Here is a 20,977-nt window from a genome sequence, read left to right on the forward strand (position 1 = left end):
CAAACCCCGGCGTTTCACCAGGGTTGCGTGTCTTAACAAATATAAGTGTTAGAAAATAACCTGTTTGTTAAGCTACTTTTAATTTTTTAAGGTCCGATTTTTCAAATTTCTCACGGGCATAGTCAAGCGTAACGTTTAAACGCTTAACATCTTTCTGCGATGGAAAATCAAACATGGCATCAATCATAATGGCTTCGCAAATAGAGCGCAAACCACGGGCACCAAGTTTAAACTCCATTGCTTTGTCCACAATAAAGTCAAGTACTTCGTCTTCAAAGTCCAGTTTAACACCTTCATATTCAAACAGTTTTTTGTACTGTTTAAGTAGCGAGTTTTTAGGCTCGGTAAGGATGCTGTGCAATGCACTGCGGTCAAGCGGATTTAGGTAAGTAAGTACCGGTAAACGGCCGATCAGCTCTGGTATCAAACCGAAAGACTTAAGATCCTGCGGAGTGATATACTTATAAAGGTTTTTAAGATCAACCTCGCTATCGTCGTTCTTTAATTTATACCCAACTGTTTGCGTACGCAAACGGCTTGCAATTTTCTTCTCTATACCGTCAAACGCACCACCGCATATAAACAGGATGTTGCTGGTATTAACGGTGATCATTTTCTGATCTGGGTGTTTACGGCCGCCTTGAGGTGGTACGTTAACCATAGTACCTTCTAAAATCTTCAAAAGGGCTTGTTGTACACCTTCGCCAGATACATCGCGGGTAATAGATGCATTGTCGCTTTTGCGTGCAATTTTATCCACCTCGTCAATGTAAACGATACCTTTTTCTGCGGCGGTTACATCGTAATCGGCAGCTTGCAGTAATCGTGTTAATATGCTTTCAACGTCCTCGCCTACGTAACCGGCTTCAGTTAATACTGTAGCATCACAGATACAGAAGGGTACGTTAAGTACTTTGGCAATGGTTTTGGCCAGTAAGGTTTTACCCGTACCGGTTTCGCCTACCATAATGATGTTCGATTTTTCAATCTCTACCTCATCTTTTTCAATACGCTGGTTTAAACGCTTGTAATGGTTATATACTGCTACTGAAAGAATTTTCTTGGCATCATCCTGACCAATTACATACTGGTCAAGGTGTGTTTTAATTTCGGCAGGCTTTAATATTGTCGGTGCAGATGGAGACGACTTAACTTTACGAACCTTAAGTTCTTCAGCTAATATCTCGTTGGCCTGGTTCACACATTTATCACAGATGTGCGCATCCAGCCCGGCTATCAGCATCAGGGAATCCTGTTTACCGGCGCCACAAAACGAACACCTGATTTCCTTGCTGTTCTTATTCATCTGATAATGGTTTTAATCAAAATTAGTAAAATATCCCGTAACTCACAAACTCGCTTCAAGGTATAACAGGAAACCGCCGCGGTGGTTTCCTGTTATTTTTTATTTTTTACTTCTCGCTTCCGCTGCGAAGAACTTCATCAACCATACCGAATGCTTTTGCTTCATCAGCAATCATCCAATGGTCGCGGTCTGATGCTTCCCAAACTTTCTCGTAAGGTGTGCCGCTGTGTTTAGAGATGATCTCATAAAGCTCTTTTTTAAGCTTTTGAATCTCGCGGGCAGTGATCTCGATATCAGAAGCCTGGCCTTGCGCACCACCCAGGGGTTGGTGAATCATTACGCGTGAGTGTGGTAAAGCCGCGCGTTTGCCATCGGCACCGGCACATAATAATACAGCAGCCATTGAAGCAGCCATACCTGTACAAATGGTAGCAACATCGTTACTTACAAATTGCATGGTATCATAGATACCTAAGCCCGCATAAACAGAACCACCAGGTGAGTTGATATAGATCTGGATGTCACGTTTAGCATCGGCTGATTGTAAGAACAGTAATTGCGCCTGGATGATGTTAGCAATATTTTCATAAATGGCATCACCTAAAAAGATGATACGGTCCATCATTAAACGAGAAAACACGTCCATTTGAGCTACGTTAAGCTGACGTTCCTCAATAATGTAAGGAGTCATGCCAACTGGATTTGCAATAGCAGTAGGCATCATTTTGTGCTCAACGCTTGATATAAATTTATCTACGTAGATGCTGTTAATACGGTGGTGCTTAACGGCATATTTTCTGAACTCGTCTTTATTAATATTATTCATTGTATAATGGGTTTTAAAGTTAGCTTGGCGCAAGGCGATGGGCGTTGTTACATCCAAACACCATTTATAAAAAATTGATTGCGACTATTTATTAAAATCAGTCTTCTTTGCTAAGGTACTTCTGAAAGCTGTTTATTTTGCGGGCTAATTTATTTAATTCTTCTAAAAAATAAACTAATTGCTCATTGGAAATAAACTGGCGAAGATGAAGAAGATGTAAGATGTTGGCATTTTCAAATACCGAACGATGAGCGTAGTCCAGAAAACGGCAAAACTCTTTTTTTGAGCTGGCACCACTCCCTTCTGCGATATTATTTGAAATACTGAGAGCAGCCCCATTGAGCTGCTCTGCAAATCTGTATTTCTTTTTTGTTTCCAGTAAGTCAGCTATATCACATAACTGATTACCTATATTAATGGACAGTTGCCAAATTTCAAGGTTTTGAAATCTAAATTGATTCATAGTACAATATAGTACTATATCATCAATTAGACTTTAACGCCTTTCGCTTCGTGCCAACCGCCTATCTTAGCTTACTTAGCCAGCTCTTCAAACTCTTTGTAAGAAATCTCTTTCTGATTTAAAGTAATGATACCTTTAAGGTATTCAAAAACTTTAATAGCTTTTACTTCTTCGAAAATGCGGTTTGCGTTTTCTTTGTTCTGTAAAAACTGAACAGCATACTGAGATAATTGCTCCTCGCTGATTGGCTGAGGGCTGTACATTCTGAACTGTGCATCTAACTGGCGTTTTGCCTGCTCAAATACTTCTTTGTATTCGATCTTAATGTCCTGGTCGCGAACAACTTTGTTAGCAATCAAAGTCCATTTAAGATTTTTAGCAAAATCATCATAACCACCAGCTAACTCTTCGTCGCTCAACTTATCGTTGGTTGCTTTTAACCAGCGTCTTAAAAACTCGTCAGGCAATTCAAAGTTAATTTTCTGAATACTGTATTCATAAAGGTCATTTTGCAGTTTGCGGTCCGAGTCCTGCTGCATCATGCCTTCTAACTCTTCAGTGATCTTAGCTTTAAATTGCTCTTCGGTAGTTACATCTGTACCTTCACCAAATATTTTATCAAAGAACGCCTGATCAAGATCGCTTTCTTCTAAACGGTTAACGTTTTTGACAGTTAAACGGAAGTTTGATTTAAGATCGGCAGCTTCATCTTCTTCGATTTTCAATACACCTGCAATGCGGGCAGCTTCGTTATTATAAGCTTTCTGAATATCGAAATCAACAGTGTCGTCTTTCTTTAAACCAACTAACGATTTTTTGATCGCTTCGTCCTGTACCTGATCTATACGAACTGATACAGTTTTAGTAATTCCACCTTCAAAAACAGAACCATCTGGCGAAAGCTGGGTTAATTCTGACCAAAGCACGTCATCTTCTGCCGATACGTCAGGGTTTGTCATTTTGCCATAGCTACGACGAAGGTTTTTAATACGAGATGCTAACGTTTCGTCATCCACTTTAATTACATACTGATCAAGTTTATCAGCAGATGAAAAGTCAATCGCAAAATCAGGTGCTAAACCAACTTCGTAAGTAAAGTTGAAATTATCGTTGAAATCCCAGTTATATTGAGTTTCGTCATCCATTTTTGGAAGCGGCTGGCCCAATACCTCTAACTGCTGCTCTTCAATATAATTGTTGATAGTATCTGATAACAGGTTATTGATTTCGTCAACCAGTATGCTTTTACCATACATACGTTTAATATGAGCAGGCGGAACCATACCCGGACGAAAGCCAGGGATTTTCGCTTTTTTAGCCTGTTCTTTTATCGCTTTATCAACACGTGGCTGGTAATCTTCAGGATTAAGGTTAATGGAAATGGTTGCATTAAGCTTACCTGTTTTTTCCTGTGAGATGTTCATTTTATTTTAAGGAATTTATTGTTTACTTAATATCTGCCACACAGCAGAAATTTGAGGCGCAAAAATAAGGATTTTTTTTATTTTTAACTCACTTATTATTAGTAACTGAGTTATTTAGCTATTGATATAACTTATTTACCGTTCCTATTTTAAATTATTTATGAAGGTATTGGTAACGGGCTCTGCCGGTAAATTAGGTAAGGCTGTTGTTGAGAAATTGAAATCAATCAACTACAGTGTAACAGGGGTTGATTTGCTGCCCAGCCCTACTACAGATCTTGTCCTCGACATTAAAAACAGAGGCAATTTGAACAATGCCTACAAAAATATGGATGCAGTTATCCATACAGCAGCTACACATGGCAAGCATTATGATCTTAATTACTCCAGGGAAGAGTTTATTGATACCAATATTTATGGCACTTTAAACCTGCTAAATGCTTCGGTGAAGCATAATGTGAAGCAGTTTTTGTATATAAGCACAACCTCAATCTACGGAACGGCAATGGTAAATGCTGACCAGGCTGTTTGGGTAAACGAAGAACTAACCGAGCAGCCAAGGGATATTTACGACATTACTAAACAAACCGCCGAACAGCTTTGCAAGGATTTTTTTTACAAGGAAGGATTGCAAACATCCGTTTATCGCGTTGGAAGGTTTTTGCCCGAGAGTCCGAATCTGGAAGCCAACCACCGCTTATACCGCGGACTTGATGAGCGTGACGGTGCAGAAGCGCTTTATCTGGCACTGCAACATCAGTTCGATAAATTTGAGATATTTAATATTGCAAGCACCAGTCCTTTTTTAAAAAGTGATATGGTAAAACTTAAGCATAATCCTAAAGAAGTAATATTAAACCTATATCCCGAAGCAGAAGCAATTTATGCGTCAAGAAACTGGGTATTTTCTGAAAGTATTGACCGGGTTTATGTAACCGATAAGGCTAAAGAAATGTTAGGCTATTCGCCCAAATATACATTTGATTATTTACTAAACAATTGAACTGTTGTAAGTAGTAAACCTTTATCACCGCTGCTTGTTATGCAATCATGAAAAGACCGGCACTTATATGCGTTTCCTTATTATTAGCAGCTCATTGTTTAAGCGGATGCTTTTTGCATAAGCAAAAAAGCAATAAACAGGTAGCAATTAAGCGCAGTTCGCCGGTAGGTACAAGTAATACGCCTGATACTACCAAGCGTACACCTGGTGTAAGGCCATACCCCGATCCGTCTCCCGCCCCTATTCCGAATCCGAATCCAAATCCGCCTTCTCCTAACCCTTAATTATTCAGAAGCGAGAGAGAAGAAACCAGAAACAAGAGACCAGGATAAGAATAATATAAATCAAAGTATTTGAGGGACTATAAGCGACGAAGCAACCCCAAATTATACAAAAACTGCATAATGGAATTGCTTCTATCATTGAAAACCTGTAACCAGACCTACTGCACTTTTTCTACGCTGCTTGCGCCTGATTTATCATTATGAATAACAGATGGGCTGCCTTTATATTTAATTGAGGTTGCTCCTCTTGAATCGATGCTTAATTCGTGCAATACATTGATCTCGCATTCTGTTGCACCGGATGTTTTTATGCGGTAGTTACCCACCACAAAATCAAAAGCATATAATTTACCGCTTCCGCTAAAATCAATTTTATGCGAACTTGCCTGACCTGCTAAGTGTAACTCGGTTGAACCACTACCTTCAGTTACTAAATTAGCAGCATTTACATCTAAATCTACTTTGTTAGCACCCTTGAGTTCTAATTTCAAATCTTGTACATTAAGCTTTCCTGCTGCGCTTACATCTGCCGCACCCGAAATCTTTAACTGCTCCAGTTTGCCTATACCTATATCAACACTTAATTCGCCGGCGTTGCAAAAGCTTTTCTTAGACTCGATATGCAACGTACCACCACTTACGCTGGTTTTAATGTATTTAAGCAGGTTATCATCAGCATTTATAGTAACCGCCATCGAACTGTCTTGTTTCAAGTTTACTTTGTATCCGCCTTCAATCTCTATTCGTGTAAATTTCTCTACCTTACGCGTATCTGTTGCTGTGTGGCCCGAGCCTTTTATACAGCTAAATTTACAAGCAGATAAAACACTGACTGAGGCTATAGCTAAAGAGGTGATGATTAAGGGTAACTTTTTCATGTTATAAGTTTTGTTTTAGGACGACTGATTGAGAAGCCAAGTTACATTAAAAACTAAAAAAGCCATTATTAAATAATGGCTTAGAGATATATGATAGAACTTTTTGTGAAAGTGCTTGCTTACAGGCCGGCTAATTGCTCGGTATTTTTTCTGTTGTAGGTATTGTTAACTGTACGCACCATTTTACCTGTTTCAAATTTGCTACTGTTAACGGTTGCAGACTGGTTGTATGTTAGTGCACATTGTGTAGCATTACCTTTAAGATCAGCCTTTGCATTATCGTTTACGGTGATGTTAGCATTGTAAGCATCAATATTTAAGCTGGCCATAGCATTGTTATTAAGCTCTACGTTAAGATCAATGCCAGACAGGTTGCCGAATGATTTCACTTCTGCATTGTCGTAAGCTTTAATGCTGCGTAAATCTGCTGCTGTTACCCAAACCACCAGTTTGTCTTTTGTGTAAGATGAGATACGTAACACACCATTTTGATTTTGTACCAGGGCACTTTCGCTGTAGTAATTGTTATAAACTTTTACATTGTCATAAGCGCCATCAGATACATATAATTGAACGTTGCCACGAACTTCAATTTTGTTGATGTTCTTTACATCTGTAAGTACTGTGCTAACGTCATTTTTAACTGTTGCAGCTTGAGTTGTTTTGGTGGTTACTACGCTTAAACCTAAAAGTGCAATAACGGTGAAGATTGTAGTTTTCATATCAGTAATATTTTGATTATCAATTATTTGTTAACTATTAAATTAAATACATCAATAAGACGACATGAAAATGAAAACGTTACAGCATGTTTTTGATGAAAGCAGCAGATATGCCTATTTCTTATGCAAAACGCAGGAAAACATCGGCGAATGCCACAAAATAATCGGCGAAATTTTTAAGATTTTTTACGGTTTTGAGCGAGATAAATGTAATTAGATGTATAAACAGAGCTGAGATCTTATTATAGATACTAATTTTAACAAATTCCCTCCCCAAGGAGGGTTAGGGAGGGGTTACTTATGATACAATCAGAAAAATTACTCCCCTACAAATAATAAACCTCACCGTTGGTTTTAATACGCCCGGCATCAAGCAACTGTCGGATCACATCCAGCTTCTCTTTCTGATGGCCGCCTTTGGTTCCGTTGATTAATCCATCAAGTGTTAGTGGTGCGGGTAGCAGCACTTCCAGTATTTCGTTGGTAAGCCTTTCAGCTATTTCGGTTTGGTTATTTTGCCTCCGCTCCTGCAAGCAAACATCGCATATACCGCATTTTGGGGCATCATCTTCATCAAAATAGGCAAGCAGCATCTGGCTGCGGCATTTCTGATGTTCGGCATAATTTAATACGGCTTCCATTTTTTCGTAATACAACTGCTTACGTTCGGTAATGAAAGGCATATTTATGAGCAGGTTGGCGCTGGTTTGCCGTGGTTTAAGGTAGGTGATCTGCGGTTTATCGGTCTGCTGCAAGTAGGTTAGTATGCCAAAGTCCTGCAGCTGGTTTAAATTACTGATAATCAACTGCACGGTTAAACCCGTTCGTTTGGCCAAGTCAAACTCGCGAAGGTTCACATAATGGTCAAACGCACCACCGTAAGACCGCAGCAATACCTTTATAAAAGGGTCCCAAGCCTGGTTTTGGATCTGGAAATTATAAAGCTCTTCATTCTGCACCTCAAACCTGAAACGCGATGGAAGAAAAACGCTTTCGTTGACGGACAGATATTCGTTCTGCTCTAAAAATTTAAGCGCATTTAACGTCTTTATAGGCTCCATCTTAAAGCGGCTGCAAAAGTCTGCAATATCAAAGTCAAAACTAAGCCCCTCGCCTGTTCCGTACGCCAGCTGATAATAATTGGCCAGGTAGTGGTAGATCTGCTTCATTTCTTCAAGCGATGGATAACTGGCTTCAAACTTTTTCTCTTGCTTAATGCGGTCGGTACTATTATATAATAATACAGCATAGGCGCGATGCTCGTCCCTGCCTGCGCGGCCGGCTTCCTGGTAGTACGCCTCAAGGCTTTCGGGCAGGTCGCGGTGAATCACAAAACGCACATCGGGTTTATCTATCCCCATACCAAAGGCATTGGTAGCCACCATAACGGCGCTATGGCTTTTTTTCCAGGCATCCTGCTTTGCTGATCGTGTTTCGCCGGGCAAGCCCGCATGGTAATAATCGGCGCTGATACCGTTCTCGTTTAAAAATCGCGAAAGCTCAAAGGTATCCTTCCGGCTGCGTACATATATGATACCACTTCCTTTGGCGCCACGTGCAACCTGCAACATGCGCCGCAACTTGTTTTCTTCGTGCTCAACAAGGTAGCTGATATTTTTACGCTCGAAACTTTTTTGAAATACCGCTGCATTTTTTAACTGTAGTTTTTCCTTTATATCAGCCCTTACCTGTTCAGTTGCGGTTGCAGTAAGAGCAAGTACAGGCACTTTAGGATGCAGTTGCCTTAGCTCGGCAATGTGCAGATACGGCGGCCTGAAATCGTAGCCCCACTGCGAAATACAATGCGCTTCGTCAATGGCAAAAAGATTGACACGCATGTATTTTATGCGTTCTTTAACAAGGTCAGACAAAAGCCTTTCAGGCGACAGGTAAAGGAATTTTACAGGTCCGTAAATGCAATTGTCGAGTGCAATATCAATCTCTCGCTTACCCATGCCTGAAACTATAGCCGTGGCTTCTATCCCCTTTTCGCGCAGGTTTTCAACCTGGTCCTTCATTAAGGCAATAAGCGGCGATACAACTATACAAATACCATCCTTAGCCAAAGCCGGTATTTGGAAACAAACCGACTTTCCGCCGCCTGTTGGAAGCAATACCAAAGTATCCTGTCCGTTCAAAACAGACGTGATGATCTCCTTCTGTAATGAGCGAAATTGCTGGTGTCCCCAATAGTTTTTAAGTATCTCTTGTATGGTCATTAAGCGCTTGCTTCAAAACTATCAAAATTATCAAGTTAAGCCGGTATCAATTATGGTAAAATGCCGCTTATTAAAACACAGTGCAGGCAATCAGTTAACAACAATAAATTGTAAAAGTTATGGCTGACATTTCATGCCCTGTTTTCAGCAAAAAAATTGTTGCAAGATGGCAAAACGCGCAGAAAATTTTTGATTTCCTGCTTAGCAAGTGTATGGCTGACATTTAATTTACCGGGAACGTTCCCGGTAACGTTTGCATTAAAGTAAAATTTATCATTGTGTAAGTTTGACACCCTAATTCGGTATAAACGCGGTCAGAATAATTTTAAACAAGAAAACTGAATTGGAAAGCTGCAATCATCCGAATAATCAATATTTCTTTAAAGTTAAATTTAGACTACCAGAATTATTGATAATTATCTCATACATAAAATTTGCAAATATTACTTCTTGCTTTAAATTAGTCGGACGCCAATCAGGCAACAAAAACAAACCAATTTTGGCCTTCAATAAGCCTTAATTTTTAAACTAAAAACTCTAAATTAAATGGGAAAAAACTACTCCAAAAAGTATGTGCTTCTATTTGCTTTGCTAATGCTTTCTGTAATGGCATTTGCACAGACAGGAAGTATCAGCGGTAAGGTTGTGGATGAAAAAAATCAGCCCCTTCCTGGCGCCACAGTTACCATTAACGGTACAACAAATGGTGCAGCTGCAGATGCGAATGGTAACTATGTCATCCGCAACGTTAAAGCAGGAACCTATACTTTAACAGCAAAATTTATTGGTTATGACGTACTGACAAAATCTGTTACCGTTAGCGGCGCCACGTCAGCCGATTTCAGCCTTCTTCCAAGCACCAAATCTTTGAATGAGGTTGTGGTTATTGGTTACGGTACACAAACCCGTAAAGAGGTAACCGGTGCAATATCAACTGTAAGCAGCAAAGATTTTCAAAAAGGTACCATTACCTCTCCTGAGCAGCTTATACAAGGCAAAATTGCTGGTGTATCCATCACTACAAACGGTGGCCAGCCTGGCTCAGGCAGTGTGATCCGTATCCGCCAGGGCGCTTCATTAAATGCCAGCAGCGATCCGCTTATTGTAATTGACGGTGTACCATTAAGCCCTAATGGAATATCAGGTGCAGGTAATGCATTAAGCTTAATCAATCCTGACGATATTGAAACTTATACAGTACTAAAAGATGCTGCTTCAACAGCTATTTATGGCTCAAGGGCGTCTAATGGTGTAATTATCATTACCACTAAAAAAGGCAAAAGCGGTGCCCCTGCAGTAAATGTAAGCAGCCAAAATTCGGTTGCGACCACAGCAAACCGGTTAGACGTGCTTTCAGCAGACCAGGTGCGCCAATATGTAAACGCAAATGGTACAGCTGCCCAAAAAGCACTTTTGGGTAAAGCAAGCACTAACTGGCAAGACGAGATTTATCAAAAAGCATTTACTACCAATAATAACGTAAGCATTAGCGGTTCGGCTAAAAATATGCCTTATCGTGTTTCAGTAGGCAACCTTGATCAGGACGGTATCTTAAAAACCGACCATATCAACCGTACTACCACTGCTATCCGTTTAAGCCCTAAGTTTTTCAACGAGGATTTGAAATTTGATTTAAATTTAAACGGTACTTATCAAAAAAGCCAGTTTGCCAATACCGGTGCAATAGGTGCAGCTGCATCTTTTGATCCAACACAGGCAGTATACGCAGCCGGTTCAAAATATAATGGCTACTACGAATGGTTAAACGCTGATGGCACATTAAATCCAAATGCACCGCGTAACCCTGTAGGCATGTTAAATGATTACCACAATACAGGTAATACTTACAGAAGCTTTGGCAACCTACAAACAGATTACCGTTTCAGGTTTTTGCCTCAACTACATGCTAACTTAAATTTAGGCTACGATTTATCAAAAGGCGGAGGCAGCGTTTTTGTTCCCGCAAATGCAGCGCAATCGTTTAATAATGGCAACTCTACCAATTCGTTCAACACAGGTGGGGCTAATACCGAGTATCACCAAAAGAACTATAATACTGTAGGGGAGTTTTATTTAAACTACAATAACACGTTTAAATCTATCAACAGTAATATTAATGCTACTGCCGGTTACGGTTACTATGATTTCAGAACTGTTACCCGTAATTATGCAAACTATACTGCAAGCGGTGCTTTAGTTGCTAACTCTGCTCCTCTTTATCCTTATGGCGAAGGCCGTTATACGATTGAATCATATTACGCCCGTTTAATTTACACTTATGATTCTAAGTACATCCTTGCAGGTTCAATCCGTCGTGATGGTTCATCAAAATTCGCCCCTAACCTTCGTAATGCAACCTTCCCATCAGTAGCATTTACCTGGAGAATGAGCGACGAGGATTTCCTTAAAAACTCTAAAGATCTTTCTGATCTTAAATTACGCTTGAGCTATGGTATCACCGGTCAGCAAGACGGTATAGGTTACTATGGTTATATCCCGAGCTACTACCTGAGCGATAATACATCAAAATACCAGCTTGGCAATTCATTTTATAATATGTACACGCCAAGTGCATACGATACAAGCTTAAGGTGGGAACAAACATCATCATATAATGCCGGCTTAGACTACGGATTTTTTGATCAACGCTTAAGCGGTGCAATTGATGTTTACTACAAAAAAACCAAGAACTTATTAGGCACTGTTTATCTTCCGGTAGGTGCTAACTTTACCAACTTACTAACCACCAACGTAGGTAACACCGAAACAAAAGGTATCGAGTTCTCGCTTAATGCTATCCCTGTTAAAACCAAAGATTTCTCATGGACATTGAATTATAACGTTGCATATAACAAGAATACCATCACCAATCTAAGCGCAATCAAAGGTTTAGTGGTAACCGTTCCAACAGGCGGTATCAGTGGCGCTACAGGTACAAACGTAGAGTTACAAAGTGTAGGTTCAACCCCGAACTCTTTCTATGTGTACAAACAAGTATATGGTGCCAATGGCAAACCGCTTGAAGGTGTTTATGCTGACTTGAACGGTGATGGTGTAATTAATGATCAGGACCGTTATTTATATAAAAGTCCTTTCCCTAAAGTTACTATGGGCTTTTCAACACAGTTTGATTATAAAAAATGGAGCCTTAACGCAGTACTACGCGCTAACTTAGGTAACTATGCTTATAACAACACGGCATCAAACCTTGGTGTAGCACGTAATATTATCACGGTACAAAACACGATCAATAACGCAAGTACTGATTACTATAACACTTTGTTCTCTAACAATCAGTATCTGTCTGATTACTACGTTCAGAACGCTTCCTTTTTACGTATGGATAACTTAGGCCTTGGATATAATTTTGGCCGAATTGCCAAACACGTAAACCTGCGCCTTAATGCCAACGTGCAAAATGTATTCGTTGTAACAAAATACAAAGGCATAGATCCTGAAATATTTAGCGGTATTGATAACAGTTTCTATCCACGCCCTCGTACTTACACTATCGGATTTAACCTGGGCCTATAATTTATTGACGATATTAATTAAGAGAGATGAAAAATAATCTTATAAAAACCTTTATACTGGCAGCTTTAATTACCGGAGGATTATCTTCCTGTAAGAAAGACCTGGACCGTACCCCGATCAACACAGCTACCGCTGATGTGGTTTACAATTCGGCTACTGGTTATAAATCTGCCCTTGCTAAAGTATACGGTGCATATGCGCTAACCGGAAGCAGTGGTTCGGGCAGTTCTGACCTTGGTGGTATTGATGCCGGTACTTCTGATTTTCTTCGCTTATACTGGAATGCACAGGAGCTTCCAACTGATGAGGCAATTTGTGCCTGGAATGACGTGGGTTTGCATGACTTTCATGACATGAACTGGACAGCTGGCAATACATTCCTTCAAGGCTTGTACACCCGGTCTATTTACCAGATCACTGTAGCTAATTCATTCATTGCAGAATCAACTGATGATAAATTAGCCAGCCGTGGTATTACCGGTGCCGATGCTGATAATGTAAGGCATTACCGTGCAGAAGCACGTTTCCTTCGTGCTTTTCAGTATTGGGTGCTGATGGATCTGTTTGCAAACCCGCCATTTGTTGACGAGAACTTCCCTATCGGAAAGTCCTACCCTACTCAAACCAGCCGTGCCGCTTTGTTTACCTATGTTGAATCTGAATTAAAAGCAATTGATGGCTCTTTATTGCCTGCACACACTGCGGAATATGGCCGTGCAGACCAGGCAGCAGAATGGGCATTACTATCACGCATGTACCTTAATGCCGAAGTTTATTTAGGCGCAGGTAAAGGCCGTTATACAGATGCTGCTGCTTATGCTCAGAAAGTAATTAATTCAGGTTATACTTTGGCTACAAATTACCGTAACCTGTTTTTAGCCGATAACAATGTTAGCAACCCTGAGGTAATATTATCTATTAATTATGATGGTATTAGCGGCCAGAATTATGGTGGTACTACTTTTATTATTAACTCATGTATTAATGGTAGCATGAACCCAACCTCATTTGGTGTACCAAGTGGTGGCTGGGGCGGTAACCGTGCTGTGAGCACACTTCCGCAACAAACTTTTGGCGATTACAGCGGCAATACTGATAAGCGTGCCATGTTTACCGGCAGCAAAATTACCAACGATGACGAGTCGACCTTTACTGATGGTTTAGCCGTTACCAAATGGAAAAACATCACCTCAACAGGTGCAGCAGGTGCGTCATCAAATGGTGTATTTGCTTCGACAGACTTTCCTATATTCCGTTTGGCTGAAATGTATTTAACCTATGCGGAGGCTGTTTTAAGAGGTGGTACAGGAAGTACCGCAACTGCACTGCAATATTATAACCTTGTACGTACCAGGGCTTATGGTAATGCTAATGGAAATGCAGCAGCTATCGGTTTAAATGACATTTTAAATGAGCGTGGCCGCGAGTTTTACTTCGAAGCTCAAAGACGTACCGATCTGATCCGTTTTGGCGTATTTACATCAGACAGCTATAAATGGCCATGGAAAGGTGGATTAATTGCAGGCCGTGGAGTGGATTCATATAGAACCATCTACCCTATTCCATCAACAGATTTGCTTGCAAATCCTAATTTAAAACAGAATACAGGTTATTAAAAATATAAACCATTATGAAATTTAAATTTACCCGAATACTATTTTTATGCAGTGCAGCGCTGCTGATGGTATTTGCATCTTGTAAAAAAGATGGAGATTTAGTTACTGCAAGTAGCACGCCTACGGCCGGTGCCTTAACGGCATCAGCTACAACCATAAACCTGTCAAAAGCTACGCTTACTGGCAATGCAGTTACTTTTACTTCAACCAATGCTAATTTCGGCTACAATGCAGCTGTAACATCAACGCTGCAAATAGCTGTAAAAGGCACCAATTTTTCGGCTCCCAAAGAGGTTGCATTAACCGGTAAAAACGTATCTCAAAGCTATAACGTTCAAGATTTTAATAATATCCTTTTAGGTTTAAACATGCCTACAGGCGTTGCAGGACAAATTGAAGCGCGTATGAAATATACCATTTCAACAAACGCCACAGCTCCTTTGGCTTATTCAAACGTACTTACGTTAACAGCTACTCCGTTTGCACTTACATCTTATGTATATGTACCGGGTGCTTATCAGGGCTGGAACCCCTCTACTGCTGACAGTTTAAAATCAGCTACAGGTAACGGTGTATATACCGGTATAATTAATTTCACCGCCGGAAACCTTGAGTTTAAAATTACGCCTGCTAAGAAATGGGATGTTTCTTACGGAGACGCAGGTTCTGGAAAAGTAAGCACATCCAGCGGAGGCAACCTTAAAGCGCCTGGAACTGGTTTATACTTAATTACGCTTGACCTGAATGCTAATACCATTACTATGGTGCCTGCTCCTGCTTACTACAGCATTATTGGTGATGCTACTGCCGGCGGCTGGGGAAGCGATACTGATATGAAGTATGATAACGGCAACGAGTGGTGGACCGTTACTACCAATTTAACAGCTGGTGGCGCATTTAAAGTGCGCAAAAACCACGACTGGGGTACCAGCTATGGTCTTATAGCGACTCCTGATGGTGCTTCTCTTACATCTGCTAATGGTGGTAACATTGCGATTACAGCCACAGGTACTTACAAAATAACATTCGCTGTTAATGCAACGGATGCTACAAAAGCTACTTATACGCTTACAAAACAGTAGGTTTTATATTGGTTAAGTTGATTGATGAAACCCGCGCTCTGAAAAGAGGCGGGTTTTTGTTTTTGAGCAAAAATCGGAGTATAAAAAAACCCGCTATGTGCGGGTTTATGTAATAGATATTTTAAATCTTAACGATTATTTATTGGCGTATAATCCCTGTCTGCAACACCGGTATAGATCTGGCGCGGACGGCCAATAGGCTCTTTATTTTCTTTCATTTCTTTCCATTGAGCAATCCATCCAGGTAAACGGCCTAAGGCAAACAATACGGTAAACATTTCGGTAGGGAAACCTAATGCACGGTAAATGATACCTGAATAGAAATCTACGTTTGGATACAGCTTACGCTCTACAAAATAAGGGTCTTTCAGGGCATGCTCTTCCAGTTTCTTGGCAATTTCAAGCACCTCATCTTGTACGCCTAATTTTTCAAGGATATCGTCGCAAGCCTTTTTAATGATCTTGGCGCGCGGGTCGAAGTTTTTGTAAACGCGATGACCAAAGCCCATTAATCTGAAAGGATCGTTTTTATCTTTTGCTTTAGCAATCCATTTATCGGTATCGCCGCCATCATTTTTGATCTTCTCCAGCATCTCTATCACTGCCTGGTTAGCGCCACCATGCAGCGGGCCCCATAGTGCAGATATACCTGCCGAAATAGATGCATAAAGATTAGCATCAGATGAACCTACTATACGCACAGTTGAGGTAGAACAGTTTTGCTCGTGATCAGCATGCAGGATCAAAAGTTTGTTCATGGCATCAACCACAACCGGATCAATCTGATACTCTTCTGTACGCTCACCAAAGGTCATGTACATAAAGTTAGTAACATAGTCGTACTTGTTTTGCGGATAAACCACAGGATGGCCAAGTGACTTTTTATGGATCCATGATACCAGCGTGCTCATTTTAGCCAGCAGCCTGATAATCTCAAGGTTTACTTCTTCAGCGCTCAAACCTTGTTTTAATGATTCAGGATTAAATGCAGCAAGCGCACCGATCAAAGAAGACAGTTGGCCCATTGGGTGTGATTTTGACGGGAAACCATCAAAAAACTTCTTCATATCCTCGTGTACCAGTGTGTGGCGGTTGATCTGATACTGGAAATCTTTTAACTGCTGTTCTGTAGGAAGATCGCCGTATATTAAAAGGTATGCAACCTCAATAAAAGTTGATTTTTCGGCTAATTGCTCAATTGGGTATCCCCTGTATTTAAGTATCCCCTGCTCGCCGTCGAGAAATGTGATAGCACTTTTAGTAGCGCCGGTATTTTTGTAACCAATATCTAAGGTGACATAGCCCGACTGATCGCGCAATTTTGAAATATCTACTGCTTTTTCGTGTTCGGTACCTTCAATAACGGGAAGATCAATAACCTTGTCGCCTATGGTTAGTTGTGCTGTTTCTGACATAGAAGTTGAATTGTATTCAGGCAAATGTAATAAATCTGCCTATTGTTAACCGTCAAATATAACTGTGGTTTGTAAATTGTTCATGTTTTTTTCGTTAAAAATTACGGGGCGGTGTCACAGAGACACAAATACACTATTCCTGTTAATATGATAAGTTGGTTCCCGTTAGCAAATTTGTTTGTTACAACGGATATCCAATATTATACCCGCACCGAAACCTCAGAAACAGAAAGCTTATTATAACATCAATTAGACCTGATCGCCTCTACCGGATCAAGTTTTGAAGCGGAATAGGCCGGTATAATGCCCGAAATTATGCCTATTGCTACCGAAGTACCTATACCCACGATGATATTCTTCATATCAAGCACAATATTAAGGTCGGCAACTGCTTTAACGGCAAACGTGCCCAGGTAAACAAAGAAAAGGCCTATTAAACCGCCCATAAGGCACAATACCACCGCCTCGACAAGGAACTGAAGCATGATAAAGTAATTTTTAGCGCCAAGTGATTTTTGTATACCGATAATTGGCGTACGCTCCTTTACGGATACAAACATAATGTTGGCAATACCAAAGCCGCCCACAACAACCGAGAAACCACCTATGATTAGGCCTGCGACGTTTACCACTGTAAACAAGCTATCAAGCTGGTTGGATAAAATAGTAGTTTTATTGAGAGCAAAATTATCATCCTCTCTTGGCTGCAGCCTGCGGATATTACGCATTAAGCCCTTCAGCTCACTTTCAACTTCCACGTCGCTTAAGCCCGGTTTGCCTTTTACTACAATCTGAGGATTATATTTTTCGTTTTGTACATCAATAACATTGCGTGCAAAATTTAGCGGTATTTGCACCACCTTGTCGTCTGATATACCTAAAATGTCATCTCCTTCTTTATTAAACACGCCTATTACCGTTACATAACGACCCATGATCTTTATCTGCTTACCTATGGCATTGCCTTCCGGAAATAGCGCCTCGGCAATATCGTGGCCGATGTTGGCAACGGGCGCTCCGGTTTTCGATTCCATATCGGTAAAATACCGGCCTTCAGAAAAATCAAAGTTCCAGGTTTTGTCATGGTCTTGCGTTACCGCATATATAGATACACCGTTAATGGTATTACTGCCGTATTTAATGGTCCGGTTATCCACACTTGCTTCGTATGATATGCCATCGGCAGTTTGGCTGCGGCGTTGCAATTCCGCAAAGTCGCGCAGGTTTGGTACAGGGCGCTGCATAAATTTCCACCACGGGTAATCGCCGCCGGCAATCCAGGGCCACTTTTGTACATAAATACTATTGCTCCCCAGTTTATTAACGCTTTGCTGCAGGTTATTACGCAAAGTATCAACGGCTGAGAACACCGCAATAATGGTAAATATACCGATGGTTACCCCCAGCAATGAGAGCAACGTACGAAGCTTGTTTTGGCGCAACGCGTCAAAAGCAAATAAAAAGCTTTCCCTGAAAAGTTTTAAAAATAGCATAGTGATTTGCTGATTAGACTATGGCCTATGTATTTGGTTACAATTTCTGCTAAAATAATTTCATAACAGCATCTGCAAACCATCTGATTTTTAATGCGTTTAATATTACTGAAATTTTCATAAATTTGCGCGCTTAAATTATACCCATAATGAAACTATCCCAGTTTAAATTTAATTTGCCTGATTCACTGATAGCTCACACTCCGGCTGAAGCTCGTGATGAGGCACGTTTAATGGTGCTACATCGTGATTCTGGTAAAATCGAACATAAAATTTTTAAAGACGTACTGGATTATTTCGACAATAAAGACGTAATGATCCTTAACAATACCAAAGTTTTCCCTGCCCGTATGTATGGCAACAAAGAGAAAACCGGTGCTACCATCGAAGTATTTTTACTGCGCGAGCTTAACAAAGAGCTGCGTTTGTGGGACGTATTAGTTGACCCTGCACGTAAAATACGCGTTGGCAACAAACTTTATTTTGGTGATGACGACCTGTTGGTTGCCGAGGTTGTAGATAACACTACATCACGCGGCCGTACTATCCGTTTCCTATTTGACGGCACCGACGAAGAGTTTCGCCAGAATATTGAAATTTTGGGTGAAACACCGCTTCCAAAATATATTAAACGTAAGGCTACTGCTGAAGATAAAGAGCGTTACCAAACCATTTTTGCTAAAAATGAAGGTGCGGTTGCTGCCCCTACTGCGGGTTTACACTTTAGCCGTGAGCTGATGAAACGCCTTGAACTTAAAGGTGTGGAATTTGCCGAGGTTACTTTGCACGTTGGTTTAGGAACCTTCCGCCCGGTTGAGGTTGAAGATTTAACCAAACATAAAATGGACTCTGAGCAATTCATCATTGAGCAAAAACAAGCTGATATTGTAAACAGGGCTATTGAAGCTAAAAAACGTGTTTGCGCGGTAGGTACTACTTCAATGCGTACTATCGAATCGGCTGTATCAGCTAACAAAACGTTAAAAGCTGCTAACGACTGGACCAGTAAGTTTATTTTCCCTCCTTACGATTTCAGCATTGCCAATTCAATGGTAACCAACTTCCATACGCCGGAATCAACTTTATTGATGATGATCTGTGCTTTTGGCGGTTATGAAAACGTAATGAATGCTTACGAAATTGCTGTTAAAGAAAAATACCGTTTCTACAGCTATGGCGACGCCATGTTAATTATCTAATTATATCAGACATCAAATCTTACTATAAAAGCCGCTGCAATGCAGTGGCTTTTTTGCGTTTTATCATATCTTACTGAAAATAGACAGCAAGCAGCTTCGGATGAAAGACGGGAGATCTCGGGCAAAGGCCATGCAGCGATTCCGCGATCGGACGGCTTTGTAGGGATGATTGTGCGGCAAAGAAGCCTTTTGCTGTCTTGGCCTTTTGGCTACTTTGTGGTTAAGACAAGTAGCATCCATAAAATTTTACATACACCGGGTGATTAAGTATCATATTCTTACCTTCGTTTTGTGCAATCACAAATAAAATCTTATGCTATAATTGTTGCCGGCGGCACAGGCACACGCATGCAAAGCACAGTACCTAAGCAGTTTTTGCTGCTTAATGGCTTACCTGTAATGATGCATACCATAACGGCATTTAAAAACAGCAGCTACCAGCCCGACATTATTGTAGTCATGAACCCGGATTTTCATGACCACTGGAAATCACTTTGTGAGGAATATAACTTTACCACAGAACACCAACTGGTGCTGGGTGGCGAAACTCGCTTTCATTCTGTAAGAAACGGGCTATCGGCTGTTAAAGAATTAAATGCCGTTGTAGCCATACAAGATGCCGTTAGGCCGCTTACCCCCATCGAAGTAATTGATAATGCTTACAGCAAGGCTATTGAAAAGGGAAATGCAGTTGTGGCTATACAAAGCCGCGACTCAGTAAGGCAATTAAAAAACGGTGTATCACAACATCTGGACCGCAGCGAGATTTACCTGGTACAAACGCCGCAGACGTTCTTAATGCCAGTGCTCAAAAATGCTTATGATGCATCATATATGGCCACCTTTACTGATGATGCCAGCGTGGTTGAGCATAGCGGAGTAGACATCAATTTGGTAGAAGGCAGCCAGGAAAATATTAAAATTACTTATCCGGAAGATATTGCCATTGCCGCACTGATACAAAAAAAGCTACCTGATAAATAGGCAGCTTCATATTAATCTCCAATTTGCTTTATGCCCGGCGGATAATGCCAAGTAACAAAGCAATAATTGCAATTACTAATAATACGTGGATTAAGCCTGTAGCTGAATAAACGAATACGCCTAATGCCCATCCTATGATCAGAATAACGGCAATAATGTAAAGTAAGCCTCTCATGAGTTGAATGTTTTAGTTAATGATAAATGTTATTTCAGTCAATAACCAAAACCATTCCAAAAGGTTGTCATAAAAATAAAAAACCCTGCATTTTGCAGGGCTTTTATTTTAAAGTCTTTTTAGTACTCGTCTTCGTTAAAAAAGAAATCGTCTTTTGTAGGGTAATCTGGCCATATTTCTTCTATGTTTTCATACGGTTCGCCGTCATCTTCAAGCGCCTGCAGATTCTCAATAACTTCAACAGGAGCGCCAGAGCGTATTGCATAGTCAATTAATTCGTCTTTGGTTGCAGGCCATGGAGCATCTTCAAGATGCGATGCAAGTTCGAGTGTCCAGTACATATTTTATATTTTA

General features: G+C 40.6%; 18 protein-coding genes. 7 read left to right on the forward strand and 11 right to left on the reverse strand.

Translation table 11 applies throughout. From position 1 onward, the window contains the following. Nucleotides 1–67: 67 nt before the first annotated feature. The 4 genes from clpX to tig all read right to left on the reverse strand — a co-directional run bounded on the left by clpX (nucleotide 68) and on the right by tig (nucleotide 4,019). Nucleotides 68–1,306: an ATP-dependent Clp protease ATP-binding subunit ClpX gene (gene clpX, locus PQ461_RS14025; protein ID WP_274206152.1), complete on the reverse strand. Its 1,239-nt coding sequence runs from the start codon at nucleotides 1,304–1,306 to the stop codon at nucleotides 68–70. Between the two features lie 106 nt (nucleotides 1,307–1,412). After that, on the reverse strand, nucleotides 1,413–2,132 hold the full coding sequence (clpP, locus tag PQ461_RS14030) for an ATP-dependent Clp endopeptidase proteolytic subunit ClpP (RefSeq protein WP_274206153.1): 720 nt from the start codon (nucleotides 2,130–2,132) through the stop codon (nucleotides 1,413–1,415). A 97-nt stretch (nucleotides 2,133–2,229) separates the two neighbouring features. After that, a complete protein-coding gene (locus PQ461_RS14035) occupies nucleotides 2,230–2,595 on the reverse strand; it encodes a four helix bundle protein (protein ID WP_274206154.1) in 366 nt (121 codons plus the stop codon). 71 nt (nucleotides 2,596–2,666) lie between these two features. Next, the gene (tig, locus tag PQ461_RS14040) at nucleotides 2,667–4,019 is read right to left on the reverse strand and encodes a trigger factor (RefSeq protein WP_274206155.1); all 1,353 of its coding nucleotides are present in this window, start codon (nucleotides 4,017–4,019) and stop codon (nucleotides 2,667–2,669) included. 160 nt (nucleotides 4,020–4,179) lie between these two features. Between tig and PQ461_RS14045 the strand changes: the two genes are divergently transcribed. Further along, the gene (locus PQ461_RS14045; protein WP_274206156.1) at nucleotides 4,180–5,022 is read left to right on the forward strand and encodes an NAD-dependent epimerase/dehydratase family protein; all 843 of its coding nucleotides are present in this window, start codon (nucleotides 4,180–4,182) and stop codon (nucleotides 5,020–5,022) included. Between the two features lie 47 nt (nucleotides 5,023–5,069). Further along, nucleotides 5,070–5,306, forward strand: coding sequence for a hypothetical protein (locus tag PQ461_RS14050; RefSeq protein ID WP_274206157.1), 237 nt, complete (start codon nucleotides 5,070–5,072; stop codon nucleotides 5,304–5,306). 158 nt (nucleotides 5,307–5,464) lie between these two features. Here PQ461_RS14050 and PQ461_RS14055 read toward each other — a convergent pair whose 3' ends face one another. From PQ461_RS14055 to PQ461_RS14065, 3 genes are all read right to left on the reverse strand, one after another. Further along, on the reverse strand, nucleotides 5,465–6,184 hold the full coding sequence (locus PQ461_RS14055; RefSeq protein ID WP_274206158.1) for a head GIN domain-containing protein: 720 nt from the start codon (nucleotides 6,182–6,184) through the stop codon (nucleotides 5,465–5,467). Nucleotides 6,185–6,303: 119 nt separating this feature from the next. After that, nucleotides 6,304–6,906 (reverse strand): GIN domain-containing protein, encoded by a 603-nt coding sequence (locus tag PQ461_RS14060; protein WP_274206159.1) that lies wholly within the window; start codon nucleotides 6,904–6,906, stop codon nucleotides 6,304–6,306. A 326-nt stretch (nucleotides 6,907–7,232) separates the two neighbouring features. Then, on the reverse strand, nucleotides 7,233–9,125 hold the full coding sequence (locus PQ461_RS14065) for a RecQ family ATP-dependent DNA helicase (protein WP_274206160.1): 1,893 nt from the start codon (nucleotides 9,123–9,125) through the stop codon (nucleotides 7,233–7,235). Between the two features lie 546 nt (nucleotides 9,126–9,671). Here PQ461_RS14065 and PQ461_RS14070 point away from each other — a divergent pair. From PQ461_RS14070 to PQ461_RS14080, 3 genes are read left to right on the forward strand one after another with little or no spacing between them, the layout of a single operon-like run. After that, nucleotides 9,672–12,659, forward strand: coding sequence for a SusC/RagA family TonB-linked outer membrane protein (locus tag PQ461_RS14070; RefSeq protein WP_274206161.1), 2,988 nt, complete (start codon nucleotides 9,672–9,674; stop codon nucleotides 12,657–12,659). Between the two features lie 26 nt (nucleotides 12,660–12,685). Then, nucleotides 12,686–14,275, forward strand: coding sequence for a RagB/SusD family nutrient uptake outer membrane protein (locus tag PQ461_RS14075; protein WP_274206162.1), 1,590 nt, complete (start codon nucleotides 12,686–12,688; stop codon nucleotides 14,273–14,275). A 14-nt stretch (nucleotides 14,276–14,289) separates the two neighbouring features. Continuing rightward, on the forward strand, nucleotides 14,290–15,357 hold the full coding sequence (locus tag PQ461_RS14080; RefSeq protein ID WP_274206163.1) for a SusE domain-containing protein: 1,068 nt from the start codon (nucleotides 14,290–14,292) through the stop codon (nucleotides 15,355–15,357). A gap of 128 nt (nucleotides 15,358–15,485) precedes the next feature. Here PQ461_RS14080 and PQ461_RS14085 read toward each other — a convergent pair whose 3' ends face one another. Next, a complete protein-coding gene (locus PQ461_RS14085) occupies nucleotides 15,486–16,772 on the reverse strand; it encodes a citrate synthase (protein WP_274206164.1) in 1,287 nt (428 codons plus the stop codon). Between the two features lie 245 nt (nucleotides 16,773–17,017). Continuing rightward, nucleotides 17,018–18,265 (reverse strand): ABC transporter permease, encoded by a 1,248-nt coding sequence (locus tag PQ461_RS14090; protein ID WP_274206165.1) that lies wholly within the window; start codon nucleotides 18,263–18,265, stop codon nucleotides 17,018–17,020. A gap of 149 nt (nucleotides 18,266–18,414) precedes the next feature. On the opposite strand from PQ461_RS14090, the gene queA reads away from it, so the two are divergent. After that, nucleotides 18,415–19,464: a tRNA preQ1(34) S-adenosylmethionine ribosyltransferase-isomerase QueA gene (gene queA / locus PQ461_RS14095; RefSeq protein ID WP_274206166.1), complete on the forward strand. Its 1,050-nt coding sequence runs from the start codon at nucleotides 18,415–18,417 to the stop codon at nucleotides 19,462–19,464. 291 nt (nucleotides 19,465–19,755) lie between these two features. Then, nucleotides 19,756–20,448 (forward strand): 2-C-methyl-D-erythritol 4-phosphate cytidylyltransferase, encoded by a 693-nt coding sequence (locus PQ461_RS14100; RefSeq protein WP_274206167.1) that lies wholly within the window; start codon nucleotides 19,756–19,758, stop codon nucleotides 20,446–20,448. Nucleotides 20,449–20,476: 28 nt separating this feature from the next. Here PQ461_RS14100 and PQ461_RS14105 read toward each other — a convergent pair whose 3' ends face one another. Both PQ461_RS14105 and PQ461_RS14110 read right to left on the reverse strand, forming a co-directional pair. After that, nucleotides 20,477–20,623, reverse strand: a complete 147-nt coding sequence (locus PQ461_RS14105) for a lmo0937 family membrane protein (RefSeq protein WP_274206168.1) — start codon at nucleotides 20,621–20,623, stop codon at nucleotides 20,477–20,479. A 119-nt stretch (nucleotides 20,624–20,742) separates the two neighbouring features. After that, nucleotides 20,743–20,964, reverse strand: a complete 222-nt coding sequence (locus PQ461_RS14110; protein WP_002996718.1) for a DUF2795 domain-containing protein — start codon at nucleotides 20,962–20,964, stop codon at nucleotides 20,743–20,745. Between the last annotated feature and the right edge of the window lie 13 nt (nucleotides 20,965–20,977).

The organism is Mucilaginibacter sp. KACC 22063, from assembly GCF_028736115.1.
Classification (GTDB): domain Bacteria; phylum Bacteroidota; class Bacteroidia; order Sphingobacteriales; family Sphingobacteriaceae; genus Mucilaginibacter.